Annotated in this window: 19 protein-coding genes; 15 read left to right on the top strand and 4 right to left on the bottom strand. The window is 73.1% G+C overall.

Annotation, left to right across the window (positions count from 1 at the left end; genetic code table 11):
• Positions 1–55: 55 nt before the first annotated feature.
• Entirely contained in the window at positions 56–1,138 is a 1,083-nt protein-coding gene (locus AC5R91_RS03170; RefSeq protein WP_495395589.1) for a Gfo/Idh/MocA family protein, read from the bottom strand.
• A gap of 301 nt (positions 1,139–1,439) precedes the next feature.
• Here AC5R91_RS03170 and AC5R91_RS03165 point away from each other — a divergent pair, with 301 nt between their 5' ends.
• Entirely contained in the window at positions 1,440–2,852 is a 1,413-nt protein-coding gene (locus AC5R91_RS03165; protein ID WP_495395588.1) for a TetR/AcrR family transcriptional regulator, read from the top strand.
• Positions 2,853–2,927: 75 nt separating this feature from the next.
• Here AC5R91_RS03165 and AC5R91_RS03160 read toward each other — a convergent pair whose 3' ends face one another.
• Positions 2,928–3,569 carry a TetR/AcrR family transcriptional regulator gene (locus AC5R91_RS03160; RefSeq protein ID WP_495395587.1) on the bottom strand — a complete coding sequence of 214 codons (642 nt, stop codon included), beginning with the start codon at positions 3,567–3,569 and terminating at the stop codon, positions 2,928–2,930.
• Positions 3,570–3,757: 188 nt separating this feature from the next.
• Here AC5R91_RS03160 and AC5R91_RS03155 point away from each other — a divergent pair, with 188 nt between their 5' ends.
• The 3 genes from AC5R91_RS03155 to AC5R91_RS03145 all read left to right on the top strand — a co-directional run bounded on the left by AC5R91_RS03155 (position 3,758) and on the right by AC5R91_RS03145 (position 6,973).
• The gene (locus AC5R91_RS03155; protein WP_495395586.1) at positions 3,758–4,807 is read left to right on the top strand and encodes a phosphotransferase family protein; all 1,050 of its coding nucleotides are present in this window, start codon (positions 3,758–3,760) and stop codon (positions 4,805–4,807) included.
• 2 nt (positions 4,808–4,809) lie between these two features.
• Entirely contained in the window at positions 4,810–5,571 is a 762-nt protein-coding gene (locus tag AC5R91_RS03150) for an SDR family NAD(P)-dependent oxidoreductase (RefSeq protein ID WP_495395585.1), read from the top strand.
• Between the two features lie 73 nt (positions 5,572–5,644).
• A complete protein-coding gene (locus AC5R91_RS03145; protein WP_495395584.1) occupies positions 5,645–6,973 on the top strand; it encodes an acyl-CoA dehydrogenase family protein in 1,329 nt (442 codons plus the stop codon).
• A gap of 15 nt (positions 6,974–6,988) precedes the next feature.
• Here the strand turns inward: AC5R91_RS03145 and AC5R91_RS03140 are convergent, their stop codons facing one another.
• Positions 6,989–7,666: a TetR/AcrR family transcriptional regulator gene (locus AC5R91_RS03140; RefSeq protein WP_495395583.1), complete on the bottom strand. Its 678-nt coding sequence runs from the start codon at positions 7,664–7,666 to the stop codon at positions 6,989–6,991.
• Between the two features lie 273 nt (positions 7,667–7,939).
• Between AC5R91_RS03140 and AC5R91_RS03135 the strand changes: the two genes are divergently transcribed.
• The 7 genes from AC5R91_RS03135 to AC5R91_RS03105 all read left to right on the top strand — a co-directional run bounded on the left by AC5R91_RS03135 (position 7,940) and on the right by AC5R91_RS03105 (position 12,033).
• Positions 7,940–8,587 carry a TetR/AcrR family transcriptional regulator gene (locus AC5R91_RS03135; protein WP_495395582.1) on the top strand — a complete coding sequence of 216 codons (648 nt, stop codon included), beginning with the start codon at positions 7,940–7,942 and terminating at the stop codon, positions 8,585–8,587.
• A 176-nt stretch (positions 8,588–8,763) separates the two neighbouring features.
• Positions 8,764–9,540 carry a polyprenyl diphosphate synthase gene (gene uppS, locus AC5R91_RS03130; RefSeq protein WP_495395581.1) on the top strand — a complete coding sequence of 259 codons (777 nt, stop codon included), beginning with the start codon at positions 8,764–8,766 and terminating at the stop codon, positions 9,538–9,540.
• 136 nt (positions 9,541–9,676) lie between these two features.
• Positions 9,677–9,799: a hypothetical protein gene (locus AC5R91_RS03125; RefSeq protein WP_495395580.1), complete on the top strand. Its 123-nt coding sequence runs from the start codon at positions 9,677–9,679 to the stop codon at positions 9,797–9,799.
• 119 nt (positions 9,800–9,918) lie between these two features.
• Entirely contained in the window at positions 9,919–10,029 is a 111-nt protein-coding gene (gene mftA, locus AC5R91_RS03120) for a mycofactocin precursor MftA (RefSeq protein ID WP_044883333.1), read from the top strand.
• An 8-nt stretch (positions 10,030–10,037) separates the two neighbouring features.
• On the top strand, positions 10,038–10,355 hold the full coding sequence (gene mftB / locus AC5R91_RS03115; protein WP_495395579.1) for a mycofactocin biosynthesis chaperone MftB: 318 nt from the start codon (positions 10,038–10,040) through the stop codon (positions 10,353–10,355).
• Entirely contained in the window at positions 10,352–11,623 is a 1,272-nt protein-coding gene (gene mftC, locus AC5R91_RS03110; RefSeq protein WP_495395578.1) for a mycofactocin radical SAM maturase, read from the top strand. Before mftB ends, mftC begins: the two co-directional genes overlap by 4 nt.
• A 53-nt stretch (positions 11,624–11,676) precedes the next feature.
• Positions 11,677–12,033, top strand: a complete 357-nt coding sequence (locus AC5R91_RS03105; protein ID WP_495395577.1) for a winged helix-turn-helix transcriptional regulator — start codon at positions 11,677–11,679, stop codon at positions 12,031–12,033.
• Between the two features lie 109 nt (positions 12,034–12,142).
• Here the strand turns inward: AC5R91_RS03105 and AC5R91_RS03100 are convergent, their stop codons facing one another.
• A complete protein-coding gene (locus AC5R91_RS03100) occupies positions 12,143–12,706 on the bottom strand; it encodes a YceI family protein (RefSeq protein ID WP_495395576.1) in 564 nt (187 codons plus the stop codon).
• 143 nt (positions 12,707–12,849) lie between these two features.
• On the opposite strand from AC5R91_RS03100, the gene AC5R91_RS03095 reads away from it, so the two are divergent.
• The 4 genes from AC5R91_RS03095 (at position 12,850) to AC5R91_RS03080 (ending at position 19,078) form a co-directional block, all read left to right on the top strand.
• The gene (locus AC5R91_RS03095; RefSeq protein ID WP_495395574.1) at positions 12,850–13,605 is read left to right on the top strand and encodes a hypothetical protein; all 756 of its coding nucleotides are present in this window, start codon (positions 12,850–12,852) and stop codon (positions 13,603–13,605) included.
• Positions 13,606–14,320: 715 nt separating this feature from the next.
• A complete protein-coding gene (mftD, locus tag AC5R91_RS03090) occupies positions 14,321–15,499 on the top strand; it encodes a pre-mycofactocin synthase MftD (RefSeq protein ID WP_495395573.1) in 1,179 nt (392 codons plus the stop codon).
• 474 nt (positions 15,500–15,973) lie between these two features.
• Entirely contained in the window at positions 15,974–17,236 is a 1,263-nt protein-coding gene (locus AC5R91_RS03085; RefSeq protein WP_495395572.1) for an ABC transporter substrate-binding protein, read from the top strand.
• A gap of 387 nt (positions 17,237–17,623) precedes the next feature.
• Positions 17,624–19,078: an alpha/beta hydrolase gene (locus AC5R91_RS03080; protein ID WP_495395571.1), complete on the top strand. Its 1,455-nt coding sequence runs from the start codon at positions 17,624–17,626 to the stop codon at positions 19,076–19,078.
• Positions 19,079–19,165 lie beyond the last annotated feature (87 nt).

Raw genomic sequence — 19,165 nt, 5'->3', positions numbered from 1 at the left:
CCCGCGTCGGCAGAGCTCCACCGCAGGCCCGGCCGATGGTCAGGCCCGCCGATGGTCACAGCTCGATGGGAACCCAGCCGGCGCCCTCGGACGACCGGTGCGCCGCGTCGATGATCTCCAGGCTCAGCAGCCCGTCGGTGAACGTGGGGACCGGGGTGGGCTGGCCGTCGAAGGCCGGCAGCCAGTCCTCGAGCATCAGCGCCATCGCCCGGCTGCCGTGCCCGGCCAGGCCCTCGGGCAGGTGCTGCGGGGCGGCGGGCTCGCGCTCGATCGGGGCCAGCGGCGCCAGCCCCTTCTGGTTCGCCGGGCCCGCCTGGTAGGAGGTGTGGCGCAGGCTGCCGTCGGCGACGATGGTGCCGTCCCCACCCAGCAGTTCGAGGCGGAAGTGGTCGACGTTCGCGCCGATCGTGGAGACGCTCAGGATCGCGATCGCGCCGGAGGCGAGCCGCAGCAGCACCGCGGAGGTGTCGTCCGCGGTCACGGCCAGCTCCCCGCCGTCGGGCAGCGCCCGCGTCGGCACCGAGCTGCGCACGTCGGCGCACACCGCCACCGGCTGCCCCAGCAGCGAGCAGACGAAGTCCAGGTCGTGGACGAGCATGCCGGCGAGGTAGCCGCCGCCCTGGGCGCGGTCGTACATCCAGGCGGCCTGCAGGGGCCGGCTGGGGTGCCAGTAGGAGGCGCTGCGGCTGACCCTGGCCACGTGCGGGGTGCCGAGCAGCCCGGCCCGCACCTGGTCGGTGATGGCCAGCCATTCCGGGTTCCAGCGGTTCTCGAAGCAGCAGCCGGTCGGCCGGCCTGACTCCTGCGCCGCGGCGACCATCTCCCTGGCCTGCGCCGGATCGGCGGCCAGGGGCTTCTCGCACAGCACGGCCTTGCCCGCGGCCAGCGCGGCGAGGGTGATCTCGTGGTGCAGCGCGGTCGGGGTCGCGACCGAGATCAGATCAAGGTCGTCGCGGCGCACGAACGAGCGCCAGTCGGTCGAGGTGTCGTCGATGCCCAGCCGGGCGGCCACCTTCCCGAGCCGATCCGGCGTCCGCGCGCACAGCGCCACCGGCTCGTAGCCCTGAGCCGCCCGGTATGCCGGAGCCTGGACGATCGCCCCCCAGCCGACCCCCACGATGCCCACCCGCAGCGTCATCGGACCACCCGCGCTGTCATGTCGCCTCCCACGCGACGGATGCCCGCCGCCCTGCCGCATTGACGCATTGCCGAAACCAAAGGCTAATTGGTTAGACACTAGTGCGGGACTCCTCCGGCGGGCAACGCAGGCCCGGCGGCCGGCGCCGCAGGCTGGCCGGAGGCGACGACACCGCACCGATACCTTCACGAATCCGGCCTGAACGGTTGGCGGGCGGACGGTATCGAGGCCCGTGTCTGAGCGGCGCCCTACACTTGCCTGCGGGAATGCCCTGTTGGGGCCGTTGGAGGAGTGAGGAAGCGTGAGGGGGCGCCGGGTGGTGGTCGAACCCGAGCGCGACCCGGTCCTGCCCTCGCGGCGGCGGGAGCCGTATCCGGTCAGCCCCGTGATCGGCCCGGAGGGCGAGCGGGCCTGTGCGGAGATCGTGGCGGCGGCCCGCGGCCTGTTCGCCCGCCACGGCTACCACGGCACCAGCATCCTGGCGATCACAGAGGCCACCGGCCGCTCGGACACCGCCTTCTACCAGTACTTCCAGAGCAAGATCGAGCTGTTCGCCCTCTTCTACGAGCAGCTCGGCCGGGACCTCGTCCGCCACTTCCGCCGCCAGCGGGTCATCGAGCCCGGACCGGCTGGGCTGACGGAGTTCCGCGCCTGGCTCGAGGGCCTCGACGACGTCCTGTGCCGGCACTCGCCCGTCTTCGCCGCCTGGCCGCTGGTCGCGGACGACGCCCTGATGCCGGAAGACCCCTCCGAGCAGTACCTGCACGTGCTCGCGGACGAGATGCGGCCTCGGCTCGCGCTCGCCGACACCGGTCCGGTGGACACCCGCGTCCTCGCGATCGCGATCATCAGTCTCATGCAGTGGACGCACGTCGTGCTCGATCCACGACGCCCCGGCGTTCTGCCGCCCGAATCGTCCGTGCACGCCACGCTCGCGACGATCATCCACTCCTCGCTGTTCCCGCGGGAGGCCGGCCCGCTGGGCGCCGTGCGCGCCGTGGGCGCCGACTGCGACCCCCCGCCCTGGCCGGACCTTCTCCTGGCGAGCAGCACGGACCGTGCGGACCCGCTCGGCGCATGGCGCGAGACGGCCCCGCTGGGCCTTCGCCGGCGGGTCACCCGGCGGTCCGAACCGACGATCCGGCGCATTCTCGCCGCCGCCAACCAGGCGTTCGAGCGTGGCGGGCTGGCCGGTACGAGCGTCGACGACATCACCGCCGAGGCCGGCGTCGCCCACGGCACGTTCTACCAGTACTGGGAGGATCGGTACGCGATCTTCGCGACGCTGGCGCACCAGGCGGCGGTCGACATCTGCACCCACCTCGACGACCTGCTGCGCGCCGAGGACGAGAGCGACATCCTGGCCTGGATCGACCGCTGGTTGGACGTGCTGCGAGGGCGCGGCCCCACCCTGCACGTGTGGACGACCGAGGTTCTGCCGACCGCCCCGCTGCAGCGGCTGAGCCGTCAGCTCCGGACCCACCTCGACGCGGTCACCGCGCGGCTGCTGGCGCGGTGGGCGCCGGGACGATCGCTGGACCCCTCGGCGGCTGCCATCGTGCTGTGGGTACTGCTGGGTGAGTTTCCCTACCACGCCTGGCGGCGCCATCCGGTACTCGACCGCGACGACGTCCATCGCTCGCTCGCGCTTCTGCTCGTCGGCGGGCTGCTCGGCGCTCGCGCACCCCTGCCCGCCGGCGGCCCGCCACGCTGAGCGGGCGGGGCCGCCGACGTCGGCCGCGAGGAGGCTGAGGTCGGTCCGCGGCGCGGCGGCGGCGCGGCGGCGGGGTCAGGCCGGTTCGGCGACGGCCGTGCAGAACGTGACGAGATGGTCGCGTTCCACGGCGTCGGGCCCCGTGCCGGTGGCGACGTGGCGCTCGAGCGCGCCGAGGACCACGTCCAGGATCGCCCGCGCGTCCAGCTCCGGGTGGGGGCGCCCGGCCGCGGCCAGGGGCGTGACCAGCAGTTCGCCGAGCTGGTTGTCGAGGGTCGACCGCCCCGGTTCGGAGCCGCCCGAGCGCAGCGTCAGCCGGCTGATCGCGATGCTCTGGGTCGCGACCTCGGGGCGGGTGAGCTGCGTCAGCAGCCCCTGCACCCAGGCGGCGACCTGATCGGCGGGGCTGGTCTCCTTGGCCATCTGGTGGCCCAGGTAGGAGCGGACCCGCAGGACACCGCGCTCCATCACGGCGTGCAGCAGCTCGCTCTTGCCGGCGAAGTAGCGGTAGAAGGTCTGGTTCGAGGTGCCGGCCTCGGCGACGATGTCGCTGACCCGCGGCTCCGCCGGCGCCACCCGGACCGCCACCCGCAGGGCGGCGTCGAGGATCTGCTCGAGCTCGTCGAGGGCGTCGCGCTGGTGGCGGCGCAGCGCACGATCGACTGCGGCGCGTACGGACGCGGGCGCTCCGTCCCACTCCAGTCGGGTCGACTCCATGGATGCAAGTGTGCCGTGCGTGGCGGGCGGAGCGGGGCCGGATCCGGCCATGTCGCAGAATCTGGTTCTGGACAGGCGAGAATGCTATTCTGCCCACGTCCCGCTCCCGTCGACGAGGAGGTCCGGATGGGAAACCCGATCCAGCCCGCCAACCCAAGCCAGCCCGCCAACCCGAGCCGGCGCCCGCGGTGAGCGCGGGCCCGGCAGCGCAGGGCGTGGCGCTCGACGTCGCCCGGCTGGCCCGCTGGCTCGACGCCGAGCAGGTGCCCGGCGTCGGCGAGCTGCCCGTCATCGCACGGCTCACCGGCGGTTCGCAGAACGAGCTGTACTCGCTGACCCGGGGCGGCGAGCGCACGGTGCTGCGGATGCCCCCGGCGGCGGCGAGCGCGTCCCGCGTCGACGGGCTGCGCCGGGAGCTGCGGCTGCTGCGCGCGCTGCGCGGAACCGACGTGCCCCACGCCGAGCTCGTCGCCGGCGACCCCACCGGCGACGTGCTGGGAATGCCGTTCTACGTCATGCGTGCCATCGACGGCTGGAGCCCGACCGCCACCTGGCCGGCTCCGTTCGACACCGACCCGGCCGCCCGCCGCGGGCTGGCGTTCGAGCTGGTCGACGGCATCGCGAAGCTGTCCCGGGTCGACTGGCGGGCGCGCGGGCTGGAGGGGTTCGGCCGTCCGGAGAACTTCCACGAGCGCCAGGTCGACCGCTGGCTGACGTTCCTCGGCGCCTACCGCTTCCGCGAGCTGCCCGGCCTCGACGAGGCGGCCGCCTGGCTGCGGGCGAACCGGCCGGCCACCTTCGAACCCGGGATCATGCACGGCGACTACCAGTTCGCCAACGTGATGTTTCAGCACGGCGCCCCGGCGCGGCTCGCCGCCATCATCGACTGGGAGATGACCACGGTCGGCGACCCGCTGCTCGACCTCGGCTGGGCGCTGCTCGGCTGGGACGGCGAGCAGCCTCGCACCGAGGGCTTCTACCTCGACGTCGCCGGCATGCCGCGCCGGGCCGAGCTGCTGGAGCACTATGAGCGGGTGAGCGGACGCTCGACCGCGGACATCGACTACTACCTGGTGCTGGCCAACTGGAAGCTCGGCGTGGTGCTGGAGAAGAGCTATGCGGCCTTCACCGGCGGTGGGACGGTCGACCCCAAGGTCGAGACGTTCGGGCCGCTGGTGCTGCAGTTGCTGGCCACCGCCGCCGACCTCGCCCGCTCGCTGCCGGCCCGGAGAGGCTGACCATGGGATACGCGGACACCCTGTTCGACCTGACCGACCGCGTCGTACTCATCACCGGCGGCAGCCGCGGTCTCGGCCGGGAGATGGCCTTCGGCGCGGCGCGCTGCGGGGCTGACGTCGTCATCGCCAGCCGGGACCTCGACTCCTGCAAGGCCGCCGCCGCCGAGATCGAGGCCGAGACCGGCCGCAAGGCCCTGCCGTACGCGGTGCACGTCGGGCGCTGGGACGAGCTGCCCGGCCTCGTCGACGCCGCCTACGAGCGGTTCGGCAAGGTCGACGCGCTGATCAACAACGCCGGGATGTCGCCGCTGTACGACACCCTCGGCAGTGTCAACGAGAAGCTGTTCGACGCGGTCGTCAACCTGAACCTCAAGGGTCCGTTCCGGCTGTCGGTGCTCGTCGGGGAACGGATGGTGGCCGCGGGCCGCGGCTCCATCGTGAACGTCAGCTCCACCGGCTCCATCCGCCCGACGCCGGCGATCCTGCCGTACGCCGCGGCCAAGGCCGGACTCAACGCGCTCACCGAGGGTCTCGCGCTCGCCCTCGGCCCGCACGTGCGCGTCAACACCCTGATGTCCGGCCCGTTCTACACCGACGTCAGCCGGCACTGGGACCTCGACGCCGTCGCCGAGGCGGCGAAGTCGCACGCGCTGCAGCGCGCCGGTGACCCGACCGAGATCGTCGGTTCCGCGCTGTACCTGATCTCCGACGCGTCCAGCTACACCTCCGCCGCGACCCTGCGGGTCGACGGCGGCATCCCGTGAGCCGCCGCCGTCGCAGAGGCCGCCGCCGGCGCGGGTGCCGGCAGGAAACTCGAATGCTGGGAGGACGATAGCCATGGCATGGGACTTCTCGACCGATGCCGAGTTCGAGGCCAAGCTGGACTGGGTCCGCGCGTTCGTGCGCGACGAGGTGGCACCGCTCGACGTGCTGTTCCCGGGCTGCGAGTACCTGCCCCTCGACGACGAGCGACGCAAGATCGTCGACCCGCTCAAGCAGCGGGTGCGCGACGAGGGCCTGTGGGCCCCGCATCTGGGTCCCGAGCTCGGCGGGCAGGGTTTCGGCGCGGTGAAGCTGACCCTGCTCAACGAGATCCTCGGCCGCACGGACTGGGGGCCGATCGTGTTCGGCACCCAGGCGCCCGACACCGGCAACGCCGAGATCATCGCCCGGTTCGGCACCCCGGAGCAGAAGGAGCGCTACCTGGCGCCCCTGCTGGCCGGCGAGATCTTCTCCTGTTTCTCCATGACGGAGCCGCAGGGTGGTGCCGACCCGCGGGTGTTCACCACCCGGGCGCGCCGCGAGGGCGACGAGTGGGTGATCGACGGCCGCAAGTACTGGTCGTCCAACGCCGCGGTGGCCTCGTTCCTCATCATCGTCGCGATCACCAATCCCGACGTCCCCGTGCATCACGGTGCGTCGACCTTCCTCGTCCCGCGGGACACCCCGGGCGTGGTGATCGAGGACAGCCATCACGTCTACGGCGCGCACCGCCACGAGCCGGGCCACTCCCTCGTGCGCTACGAAGGGGTGCGGGTCCCGGCGGACGCGCTGCTCGGCCACGAGGGGCGCGGCTTCGAGGTGGCGCAGTCCCGGTTGGCCGGCGGCCGGCTGCACCACGCCATGCGCGCGATCGGCGTCGCCCAGCGAGCCATCGACATGATGGGACAGCGCGCCCGCAGCCGGTTCACCCAGGGCAGCTCGCTGGCCGACAAGCAGTTCGTGCAGGGGTTCATCGCCGACTCCTACACCGAGCTGATGCCGTTCCGGCTCGCCGTGCTGCACGCCGCCTGGCTCATCGACACCCAGGGGGAGCACGCCGCCCGCACCGAGATCGCGGCCCTGAAGGTGCTCACCCCGAAGGTCATCCAGTCCATCGTGCTGCGGGCGATCCAGGTCCACGGCGGGCTCGGCATCACCGAGCAGCTTCCCCTCGTCGACATGTTCACCACGGGACTCGCCCTCGGCCTCGCCGACGGGCCCACCGAGGCGCACAAGGTCAACCTGGCCCGCCAGCTCCTGCGGCACTACGAGGCCGACGACCCGGCGTGGCCCGAGGAGTTCCTCGGCCGCCGCCTCGCCGCGGCCCGGGAGAAGTACGGCGACCTCGTCGCCACCGTCCCGTCGGTGCCCGCGGGGCCGCCGCCGGCGCCGTCGGGGGTGTGACGGCGCCCGCGGGGCTCAGGCCTCGAGCACCGCGGTGATGAACCCGCCGATGGTGTTGACGACGTCGGCGTCGTCGACCGGGAGGTGCTGGGCGTGGCAGTGGTACCAGGTGCGGTCCATCATCGACTGCACCGCCAGGCCCAGCGCCTCGGGCGCGTCGGTGGGCGTGCGCTGGCGACCTCGCAGGTGCACGCCGAGCAGCCAGGCCACCCGCATCTGCATCTTGTTACTCGCCGCACCGACGCTCTCGTCGGCCGGGCCGGACTGCGCCGAGAGAATGAACGCGCCGTGCTGGTCCATGAACGCGAAGTACTTCCACACCCAGGCCACGGCGTCGGCCTGGGTGCAGGGCCGCGGGATGGTCTCCCACTCCGCGATGACCTGGAGGAGTTCCCGGAAGGTGGCCTGGCCCAGGGTGTCGAAGATTTCCCGCTTGTCGCGGAAGTAGGTGTAGAAGCCGGCGCGGGAGATCCCGCAGGCGTCGGTGATGTTGTTGATGCGGGTGCCGGCGTACCCGCGTTCCAGGAAGAGCTTCTTGGAGGCGTCGAGGATCGCGTTGCGGGTGCGCGCCGCGCGCCAACCCAACCGGCCGGCCGCGGTCTCGACGCCGGCCGGCTCGACCTGCAGGATCCGGGAATCGCCGTCGGGGGCCGCGCCCTCGTCGACGATCTCCGCGGAGGTTGGGTCGCCCATGGTGAACCCAGTGTAGGAGAGCCGGTCGGCGCAACAGTGACGGACGCGTCAGAGGTTGCTCACACACGCGGTCTACGCGCACACGCGGGTTGCTCACCCATGCGCTCGGGTGTATAATCCGGCGCCTGGCGGGCGATCAGCCGGTCCGGTGCTCCCGTATCATCCACCCGGAGCGCCGCAGCGCCGCAGGACCGTCGGTGCCGTCGTGCGGTGGCCGGTGCGGGCATCCGGTCGAGACGAGCGCGAAGGGGTGTGTCGGCGGGATGGGCCCCAGTGGCTGAGGCGTCGCTGCGGCTTGCCGCCGACGACCCGGACCGCGCCGAGCGGGAGCGTCGGGCGATCATCCGCGCCGCCCACCGACTGATCGGCCGGGAGGGGCGCGCGGCGACGCCGCTGGAGGACATCCTGCGCGGCGCCGGGGTGAACAGGCGCACCTTCTACCGGCACTTCCCGTCCAAGGACGCGCTGGTCCTGACCATGCAGCGGGAGGCCGCCGCCGGGGTGCGCGACAGCCTGCGCGCGGTGGTGCGCCAGGCCGGCGACGCCCGGGCCGCCGTCGTGGCCTGGATCGAGGAGCTGCTCGCGATCGGCTGGGACGAACGCGCCAGCCGGGACGGGCGGACGTTCATGACCCCGGAGGTCGGTCTCGTCGTCGGCATCGCCGATGCCCTGGAGGACATCTACGCCGAGCACCGGGGCATCCTCGCGGAGGTCCTCGCCGCCGGGCGCACCGACGGCAGCCTGCCCGCCGCGGAGCCGGAGTGGGACGCCCTCGCGATCCACGCCGTCGTCGTGCGCTATCTGGAGATGCGGGCGCGCGGGCGGCTGGACCGGCCCTACGCCGCGGTGGTGGACGACGTCGTCCGCCGGTTCCTCCCGCCGTCGCCCGAGGCCGCCGGGCTGATCGGCACGCTGGGCTGACGCGGGGCCGGGCTGACCGACGGGGCCGGGCTGACCGGGGGGCTGGGCTGATCCCCCCTGGTCGCGAACCCGCCCCGGACGATGGTCACGTTGGGCGGGTATCGTCACCATCCCGGTCGGTACCGGCCGGGAGTCGAGCCGCGCCGCGCGCGGACGTCGACCGTAGGGGAGTACACATGACGCCGGGTCCTCTTCTCTACGCGCTCTACACCCGGCGGCTGCGCCGGCAGGTCATGGCCGGCCCGCTGCCGGCCCACGTCGGCCTGGTCATGGACGGCAACCGTCGCTGGGCCCGCGAGATGGGCCTGGCCAACCCCAGCCTGGGCCACCGCTATGGCGCCGAGCACGCCGAGGACGTGCTGTCCTGGTGCGAGGCCGTCGGCATCCGCCACGTCACCGTGTTCGTCTGCTCGACCGAGAACCTGCAGCGCCGCGGCGACGCCGAGGTCGCCTTCCTCATGCAGGTCATCGAGCAGGTCGTCAGCGACCGGCTCGCCCGGCCCGACGCCCGCTGGCAGGTCCACCTCGCCGGCATGCTCGACGCGCTGCCCGACAGCACCGCGCGGGTGCTCAAGGACGCCGTCGAGACGACCCGCACCGTCACGACCGGGTTCCACGTCACCCTCGCCGTCGGCTACGGCGGGCGGCAGGAGGTCATCGAGGCGCTGCGGGAGCACCTGTACGAACGCGCCGAGGCCGGCGACTCCCTCGCCGACGCCGCCGCCGCGCTGACCATGGACGACATCGCCCGCCACCTCTACACCGCCGGGCAACCCGATCCGGACCTGGTGATCCGGACCTCCGGCGAGCAGCGGATGTCGAACTTCCTGCTCTGGCAGAGCGCCTACTCGGAGCTGTACTTCTGCGAGGCCTACTGGCCCGCGTTCCGCGAGATCGACTTCCTGCGCGCCCTACGCAGCTTCGCCGCCCGCGGCCGGCGCCACGGCGCCTGAGCGACCGGCCGCGCCGGCGACCATGCCTGGTTGGGGACGGCTGAACGGCCGGCGCCAGCCTCCGGCCCGACGATGGCCTCCGAGCCGGTGCCAGTCTCGGAAGGGACGACATCCTCCGAGCGGACAGGGAGTCCCGATGACGGCACAGCAGACCGACGACCGCGAGCAGCTCCTGCACGACGTGGCACACACCATTGCCCAGGCCCTCGGCTGGCGCTCCGTCTCGTCCCCGCCGGCCCGACTGTCCCCACCTGCCTGACCTGCCCGTTCCGGTCCGACATCTTCCCTTTGGCACTCGGTGCCATTACAGTCGTCTCCGCGACGGGACCACGCGACACCGGTTCCGGACCCGGTCAGCTCTAGCGATGGGGAGTGTTCATGGAGGAGTCAGTGCAGGTCGACCAGGCCGTCGAGGCGCCCGCGGAGCCGGTCGTGGCGGACCTGCTCGTCGAGGAGGTCTCCATCGACGGCATGTGCGGCGTCTACTGAGCGCCGACGTGACGGACGAGCGCGGCGCGGCCGGCTTCTCGCCGGCCGCCGCCGGGTTCGACCTGGACCGGGCCTGGCGGCTGCATCCCCAGGTGTCCGTGCGGCCGGAGTCGTTCGGGGCGCTGCTCTACCACTTCGGCACCCGCAAGCTGTCGTTCCTCAAGGAGCCGGGGCTGCTCGCGCTGGTGGAGGCCCTGCCGGCGCATGCCAGCGCGCGGGCCGCGGCGGCCGCCGTCGGGCTGCCCGCCGCGGATCTCGGCCGCTATCAGCGGGCGCTGGCGACCCTCGCCGCGTCCTCCATGATCGTCGAGGGGAGCACCCCGTGACCACCGCCGCCCCGGCGCGTCTCGTCGACCACTTCGCCCGCGGACTCGCCGCTCCCATCTGTCTGACGTGGGAGCTCACCTACGCCTGCAACCTGGCCTGCCGGCACTGCCTGTCCAGCTCCGGACGGCGCGACCCCCGCGAGCTGACGACCGCCGAGTGCCGCGCGGTCATCGACGAGCTGGAACGCATGCAGGTCTTCTACGTCAACATCGGCGGCGGCGAACCGACCGTGCGCGCCGACTTCTGGGAGCTGGTCGACTACGCCACCGCCCACCACGTCGGCGTGAAGTTCTCCACCAACGGCGTGCGGATCACCCCCGAGGTCGCCACCCGGCTCGCCGCCAGCGACTACGTCGACGTGCAGATCTCCCTCGACGGCGCGACCGCCGAGGTCAACGACGCGGTGCGCGGCGCCGGCTCCTACGACACCGCGGTGCGCGCGATGGCGAACCTGGCCGAGGCGGGTTTCCGCGGGTTCAAGCTGTCCGTCGTCGTCACCCGCCAGAACGTCGGCCAGCTCGACGCCTTCGCCGCGCTGGCGGACCGCTACGGCGCCCAGCTCCGGCTGACCCGGCTGCGCCCGTCCGGGCGCGGCGCCGACGTGTGGGACGAGCTGCACCCGACCGCCGCCCAGCAGCGCGAGCTCTACGACTGGCTCGTCGCCGCCGGCGAGAACGTGCTGACCGGCGACTCCTTCTTCCACCTGTCCGCCTACGGCCAGGCGCTGCCGGGGCTGAACCTGTGCGGCGCCGGGCGGGTGGTGTGCCTCATCGACCCGGTCGGCGACGTCTACGCCTGCCCGTTCGCCATCCACGACGAGTTCCTCGCCGGCAACGTGCGCGACACCGGCGGCTTCACCGGGGTGTGGCGGACCTCGGAGCTGTTCGCGGCGCTGCGCGAGCCGCAGTCCGCCGGGGCGTGCGCGTCCTGCGGGCACTTCGACGCCTGCCAGGGCGGCTGCATGGCGGCGAAGTTCTTCACCGGCCTGCCGCTCGACGGCCCCGACCCGGAGTGCGTGGTCGGCCACGGCGTCGACGCGCTGCTCGCCCGCGGCGACGCCGCCCCGCCGAAACCGTCCGTCGACCACTCCCGCTCGATCGCCACGGCATCAAAGCGCCGCGGCAGCGGTCCGGTGCCGGTGACGATCGGCCGCGCACCGAGCGTGCTGTCCCCAGCTCTGCCGCCGGTCAGCGCCTGCCAGGAGGACCCGCTCGCCGGCTTCGACCCGACTTCCGCGGTCGCGCCGGCCGCCGGGGCCGCGCGTTGACGGGGCTCAACCGAACGGGTGGTCGTCGGCGCCGGGCTCGTTAGCATGACCGCATGGTCCCGATGCCGCCGGACGGGGTGAGCTGCCAGGCGCTCACCCCGGTCTTCGCCCTGCTGGGCAAGCGGTGGAGCGGACTGATCATCGGCACGCTGCTGGCCGGCCCGGCCCGCTTCTCCGAGATCGCGAAGCTGGTGCCCGGGGTGAGCGAGCGGATGCTGTCCGGGCGCCTAGCCGAGCTGTCCCAGGCCGGACTGGTCGAGCGGGAGGTCCTCGACGGCCCGCCGCTGGCCACCCGCTACCGGCTGACCTCCTGCGGCGAGGCACTGCGCCCGGCGCTGCACGCCCTGGAGCTGTGGGCGCAGGAGCATCTCGTCCACGCCGACCCGCGGGCGGCCTCCGGCTGCGGCTGAGCGCCACCACGCCCGGTCGCGCGACACCGGCGCGCGAACGCCGGGGCGGGCCGGGACATCCCGACCTCCCCGGCGCCAGAGCGTGTACGCGGTGAGGTTGTGCGGAGGGTCAGGGGGCGATGAACTGCAGGTCGAGCTCGATCTTCACCTTGTCGGCCAGCGCGAGCTTGCCGGCGCCCAGCGGCATGTTGAAGTTGATGCCGTAGTCGCTGCGCTTGATCTCGCCGGTCGCCGAGAACCCGGAGCGGACGCGGCCGTCGGCCGGGTGGGTGTCCACGCCGTAGAACTCCACCGCGAACGTCACCGGCTTGGTCACGCCGTTGATGCTCAGGTCGCCGGTCAGCTCGTACTCCTCGCCGCTGCCGGAGATGGAGCTCGACACGAAGGTCATCGCCGGGTGCGCGGCCAGGTCGAAGAAGTCGGTGGAACGCAGGTGCGCGTCCCGGTCGGCCTGGTTGGTGTTGATCGAGGCCAGGTCGATCGACGCGTCGACGGCGACGGTCTCCAGCGCGTCGCCGACGGCGAGGGTCGCCGAGAACGTGTCGAAGCGGCCGCGGACGTTGGTGACGCCCAGGTGGCGGATCTGGAAGGTGACACTGGAGTGGGCCGTGTCGAGCGTCCAGGTACCGGGGACGAGCGGCAACGGTGCGAGCTCGGACGAGGGGGCGGTCACGGGACCTCCAGGAGCGGTCGGGGCGGGGCACCGTTGCGGCTGCAACAGTGGGCGTACGAAACGATAGTGGCTAACGAAATGCAAGTCACCGGCGGGCTGTCGGAGCCTGGCATCGCATGCCGCCGCGCGAGAGGGTCGGCGGCGTGAGCACCCCACCCGCGCCCTCATCGTCGCCCGACCCCGACCCGGACCCTGGTCTCCGCGCCAACCCCGGCCCCGACGTCGGTCCCGGTCTCGACGGTCTCGCTCGGACCCGCCGCGCGCTGCACGCCGTCGCCGAGCACGTCCTCGCGGCGGCGCGCCACCGCGCGACCGGTCGCATCGGCCTGGCCGTCACCCCCGGCGGGTTCGCCACGCCCCCGTTCGGTCCCGCCGGACGCACCGTGGCCGTGGCGGGCACCGACCTGGTCGTGCGCGACGGCGGCACCGAGACGGCGCGAGGCCCGTTGACGACGCTGCGCGAGGCGGCGCGCCTGGCCGGCATCGCCCCGGGCGGACCGGCGGCGGTCTACCGACTGAGCACGCCCTGCCACCCCGACGAGCCGCTGGACCTCGATCCCTCCGCCGCGCGCCGTCTCGCCGACTGGTACGCCCTGGCCGACGCGGCGCTGCGCCGCTGGTCGACCGAGATCCCCACCGACGCGCCGAGCCCGCCCACGCTGTGGCCGGAGCACTTCGACGTCGCGATCCGCGCCGGACAGATCAACTACGGCCTGTCGCCGGGGGACGAGGCCTTCGCGGCGCCCTACGCCTACGTCGGCCCGCCGCTGCCGCCACCGAGCCTGCCCGCCGGCTTCTGGAACGCCTCCTTCGGCGCAGCCCGCACCTGGACCGAGGTCGGCTCGGTCGAGGCCGTCGTCGACCTGTTCCGCCAGGCTCGCCGCCACGCCTCCGCCTGACCGTCCACTCCGCCTGACCGTCCACACGGTTCCGCGGAACATCAAGATCGTTAGGGGTGGAGTCGGAGCTGGGGCCGGCCGCGCGGGCGCATGGTGTGGGTTCCGCGGAACACCTTGATCGTCGAGTCGCGTCGGGGCTCGGGCGCGTGGCGCGGTCTCGTGCTCGTAACACTGATACGCGGCCCTCCAGACGCCTGCAGGCGAGTGGTTCCGCATCGCTCTCGTGACGCCAGGTGTCCGTCCGCCGTCCCTGTCTTCAGATGCGCGGCCGGACTGCCGCGGACCGATCTTCATATCTGTGCCTGATCGGTTGGACGCGGGAATGCTCGGCTCGAGTGTGATCCTCAATGATCTTGGTGTTCCGCGGAACCGCGTCCCGGTCCCCGCGCCTGCGCGGCTGTTCGCCGGAGCCCGGGCCGAGCCCAGTGCCCGCACAGCGCCGCCGTGATCGCCGCGCCGGGCGCGCGCTCGTCGCCGCCGGGCGCCAGGACCAGGACGAACTCGTGGGCGAACGGCCGGCGCACACCTCGGATTATCCGCCCCGGCGATCGGTGCGTACCGTCACCGGCATCGCTATAGTGGCACTCGGTGCCAAATCGTGCCCGACCCTGCCGTCCGATGTCCCGTCACGTGCGGCCGGTGCCCGGCCGGGCGAGGCATCCGGGCCCGTCGATCGCCGGTCGGTGGCGGGCGGACACGACGAGGTGGGAGTTCGATGGCCAGCACAAGGACATGGTTCGAAACGGTCGCCGAGGCCCAGCGCAGGGCGCGTAAGCGGCTGCCGCGGGGGGTGTACCAGGCGCTCGTCGCCGGGACCGAGGCCGGCGTGACGATGAACGACAACGTCGACGCGTTCGGTGAGCTGAAGGTCCGGCCCCGGGTCGCCGACCTGCCGGCGACCCGCGACCTGTCGACGACGGTGATGGGGCAGCAGATCAGCTTCCCCGTGCTCATCTCGCCGACCGGGGTACAGGCGGTGCATCCCGACGGCGAGGTCGCCGTCGCGCGGGCCGCCGCCGGCGCGGGCACGGCGATGAGCCTGTCCTCGTTCGCCTCCAAGCCGGTGGAGGAGGTCGGCGCGGTCAACGACAAGCTGCTGTTCCAGACCTACTGGGTGGGGGCGCGCGAGGAGATCCTCGCCCGCGCCGAGCGGGCCCGGGCGGCGGGGGCCAAGGGCCTGATCGTGACGCTGGACTGGGTGTTCGACTCGCGTCGGGACTGGGGCAGCCCGTTCATCCCGGAGAAGCTGGACCTCAAGGCGATGGCCCGCTACGCCCCGCAGGTCGCCCTGCGCCCGGGCTACCTCGCCCGCTGGCTGCGCAGCCGGTCGCTGCCCGACCTCGGCGTGCCGAACCTCGGTCCGCGGGAGGCGACGCCCCCGACCTTCTTCGGCGCCTACGGCCAGTGGATCGGCACGCCCCCGCCGACCTGGTCGGACCTGGCCTGGCTGCGCGAGCAGTGGGGCGGCCCCTTCATGATCAAGGGGATCACCCGGCCGGACGACGCCCGCCGCGCGGTGGACGTCGGCGCGAGCGCGATCTCGGTGTCCAACCACGGCGGCAACAACCTCGACTCCACCCCGGCGTCGATCCGCTGCCTGCCCGGCGTCGTCGACGCGGTGGGTGACCAGGTGGAGGTGCTGCTCGACGGCGGTATCCGCCGCGGCAGCGACATCGTCAAGGCGCTCGCGCTCGGCGCCCGCGCGGTGCTGATCGGACGGGCCGCCCTGTTCGGCATGGCCGCCGGCGGCGAGCGCGGGGTGACGAACGTGCTGGAGATCCTCCGGCAGGGCGTGAGCGAGACGCTGCTGGGACTCGGCCATTCCTCGGTCCACGAACTGTCGCCCGAGGACATCCTCATCCCGGCCGGCTTCGCGATCGACCAGAAAGTCTGACCGTCCACGGTCGACCGGACGGGTAGAGAAACCCTCCGGATACAAACTGGAAACGGATTGCCGGTGACGCGGTTCGGGGTGCAACTTCTTGTTGCACCCCGAACCGCGTTTCTCTTGCATATTGCTTTGGGGGCCCGGGGCCGTGCACCATCGTGCCATGCCGTGTCGTCATCGCAATGTGACCCCTGGTGCTGGATGGCTTAGTACTGTCGTTTCACCGACCGGAAACCGAATTCGGTTCCGGCCGGCGGCGGCCCGACCGAGACGTGCCGGGCAGTCTGGACAGGTCAACGCGTTCGGTGGTCGTCTTCTCCGGTCCGGATCGGACGGCCCCCCGGCGGCGGGGCGCGCTTCCGATGGTGCCACGCCGATGCCGCCCGACCGCAGTGACCATTCTGGCTGAATGATTCCGAACCGTTTTGCGGAGCCGTTTGTGGCGGCGGTGCGCCGCGTCAGCATGGGGGTCACCTTCGAATGCGTCGCTGTGCCCTGAAACTGAGAATTCCTGGAAAAGTGGGGATGCCGGCGAAAGTGGGAATGTCGACGATCCTGCTGGGACTGGTCGTCGGGACGGGATGCTCCGGGACAACATCCTCGGCGGCGTCCTGCACCGGTGACAGGGCGGCTCCGGGGGTGACGCCCGACGAGGTCCGAGTCGGCCTGCTCTACCCCGACTCGGGCCTGCTCGCCGGCGCGTTTCCGGCGCTGCGGGCCGGTGTCGACGCCCGCCTCGGCGAGATCAACGCCGCCGGCGGCGTACACGGGCGGAAAGTCGTCTACGAATGGCGCGACGACGCCGGCACCGTCGAGGGGAATCTCAACGGCGCCCGGGAGCTGGTCGACCAACGCGGGGCGTTCGGCCTGCTGGAGTTCACCGTCGCCGCCACCGGCAGCGCGAAGTACCTCGCCGACCGGGGGATCCCCACGGTGGGCCTCGCCGCCGAGGACGTCTGGACGCGATACGGGAACATGTTCTCGTTCTCCAACACCCTCGGCGCGCCGATCGACACCTACGGCCGCTTCGTCCACGACCGCGGCGGCACGTCCGCCTTCCTGCTCTACAGCGCGCTGTCCACGGGGGTCTCCGGCGCGACCCTGCGGGTCGGGCAGAGCCTGCAGTCCCTCGGCGTGCAGGTCGTCGGCAGCCACGCCTACACCCCCGACGCCGACAGCGTGGGCGATGTCGCCCGCCAGATCGTCGACTCCGGCGCGGACACCATCGTCACCATGGTCACCCCCACGGCCCTGCCGCCGGTGCTGCGCGCGATCCGCGAGGCCGGGGGGAGCACGAAGGTGGTGCTGTCGATGAGCGGCTACGACCACAGCCTGCTGCGCCGCCACGGCCCCGACCTGGCCGGGGTACTGGTCCCGGTGTTCTACCGGCCGTTCGAGGCTGGAGGCGTGCCGATCACGCACTACCTCGACGTGATGGCGCGCTACTCGCCGCAGACCGACGACCCCGAGCAGGAGTTCGGCCTGATCGGCTACATCGACACCGACCTGCTCCTGCGCGGGCTGCAGGCCGCGGGACCCTGCCCCACCCGGCAGTCCTTCCTCGCCGGGATGCGCACCCTGACCCACTACGACGCCGGCGGCCTCATCCAACCGACCAACGTCGGCGCGACCCGGGGTCGCCAACCGACCTGCTTCGCGCTGATGCAGGTCAACCCGTCGGGCAGCGCCTTCGAAGTCGCGCAGGACAACCTGTGCGGCAAGGCGCTCGGCCCGACCCTCTGACGGCTCCGCGCGGCGGCCCGGCCCCGGCCGTCGCGCGGGCCGCCTCGGTCCGGCGGGGGGCGCCGCCGCCCCCCGCCGGACAGTTCCACTGCGCCGACTCCGCCGCGCCGACCGCGCACACCGACTCCGCCGCGCACGCCTACCGGGTTGCGATGCACTCGGCGCGTTGTGGTGCGTTTCGTACGTTTCACCGGCCCAGACCGTGCGCAACGCACCGCAGAACCGACCTTGCCGGCGACCGGCCGCCGGCCAGTGGCCCGGCGACGGCCAGCCGGGCCCGAGACGAGACGTGAGGACACCCCCAGGAAACGGACGGGGGCAGTCCCCCGACGGGTTCGGCCGCTGGCCGGATGGGGGCGGGGCGCCGGGCTCTCTAGCGTGATCGACATGACCGTACGTCCTCACGACAGACGTTTCCGCGACGAAACGACCATCCCGCCGGGCCGCTTCCCGAGGCGGCGGGCGGCCGCCGCGCTCGCCGTCCTCGCGCTGACGGCCGCCGGCGCCCTCGGCAGCGCCGCAGCTCCCGCCGCCGCAGCTCCCGCCGCCGCAGCTCCCGCCACCGCAGCTCCCGCCACCGTGTCTGCCGGGTCCACCGCACCTGCCGGGTCCACCGCGTCTCCTGCTGTCGTCGCCTCTTCCGCCGTCGTCGCCTCTTCCGCCGTCGCGACATCGCCGCTCTCGACCGCGGGACATGTGGACCGCGGCGGGGTGGTCTCGTCCGAGCGGTTGCGTGTCCTGTCCGCGGCGCAGGTGCGGGGGGTGCTGACCGCGAGCGGATTCGACGCGGACCCGGCGGTCCTGCGTTCGGGCGTGGTCACCTACCGGCTGGTCTACCGCACGATCGACCCGCGCGGGCGGGCGACCACCGCCAGCGGCCTGCTGGCCCTGCCCGCCACCGACGACCGCCGGCTGCGCGTCGTTTCCTACACCCACGGCACCGAGATCGCCCGAGCCGACGCCCCGTCGACGGCGACGGACCTGGCCGCCGACGGCTGGGGGCAGGCCCCGGCCCTGACGTACGCCGCGGCCGGCTTCGCCGCGGCCGCCCCCGACTACCTCGGCCTCGGCGTCGGGCCGGGCCCGCACCCGTGGATGGACGTGCCCTCCGAGGTGTCCGCTTCGCTCGACCTGCTGCGCGCCACCCGGACGTTCGTCGCCGCCCAGGGGCGCACGGTCGACCCGCGGGTCCTGGTGACGGGGTTCTCGCAGGGCGCCTCGGCGGCGACCGGCCTCGGCGCGGCGCTGCGTGCCGGCGACGACCCGTCGCTGCGCCTCGGCGCGCTCGCGCCGGTCAGCGGCGCCTACGACTTCCGCTCGGTGGAGCTGCCCGCCCTGCTGGACGGTCGGGTCGAACGGCCCTACGGCGTCGGCTACACCGCCTACCTGCTCGTCGCGTTCAACCGGCTGCACCACCTCTACGACACGCCTGCCGAGGTCTTCCGTGATCCGTCGGTCGAGGCACTGTTCGATGGCGAGCACTCCGGCCAGCAGTTCGTCGCCGGCCTGCCGGCGAGCATCGACGCCCTGCTCACCCCCCGCGGCGCCGAGCTGCTCCACCATCCGCGGGGTCGGTTCGCGGCGGCGCTGGCGGTGGCCGACGCGACCTGCTCCACGCCGGCGGGCCCCCGGTCGCTGCCCGCGCCGGTGCGGCTCTACGTCGGCGGCGCGGACACCCAGGTGCCCCGGGCGAACAGCGAGCACTGCCGGGCGGCGCTGCGCGGGCACGGCGTCGACGCCCCGATCGTCGACCTCGGCGCGGGCGTCGACCATCTCGGCTCCAACCGCGCCGGCACGGCGGCCGTGCTCCGCTGGTTCCTGACCCCCGGCGGCCCGCGCTGAGGCCGAACCCCGGCGGGCCGTGCGCAGGCCGCGTCCGCCGGGACCTCCGCCGGCCACGCCGGGGCGCAATCGAGGCCTGCGGGGGTC

Source organism: Frankia sp. BMG5.60, from assembly GCF_059428125.1.
The sequence above is the reverse complement of the archived record's forward strand: the minus strand, read 5'-3'. Positions and strand labels throughout refer to the sequence as shown.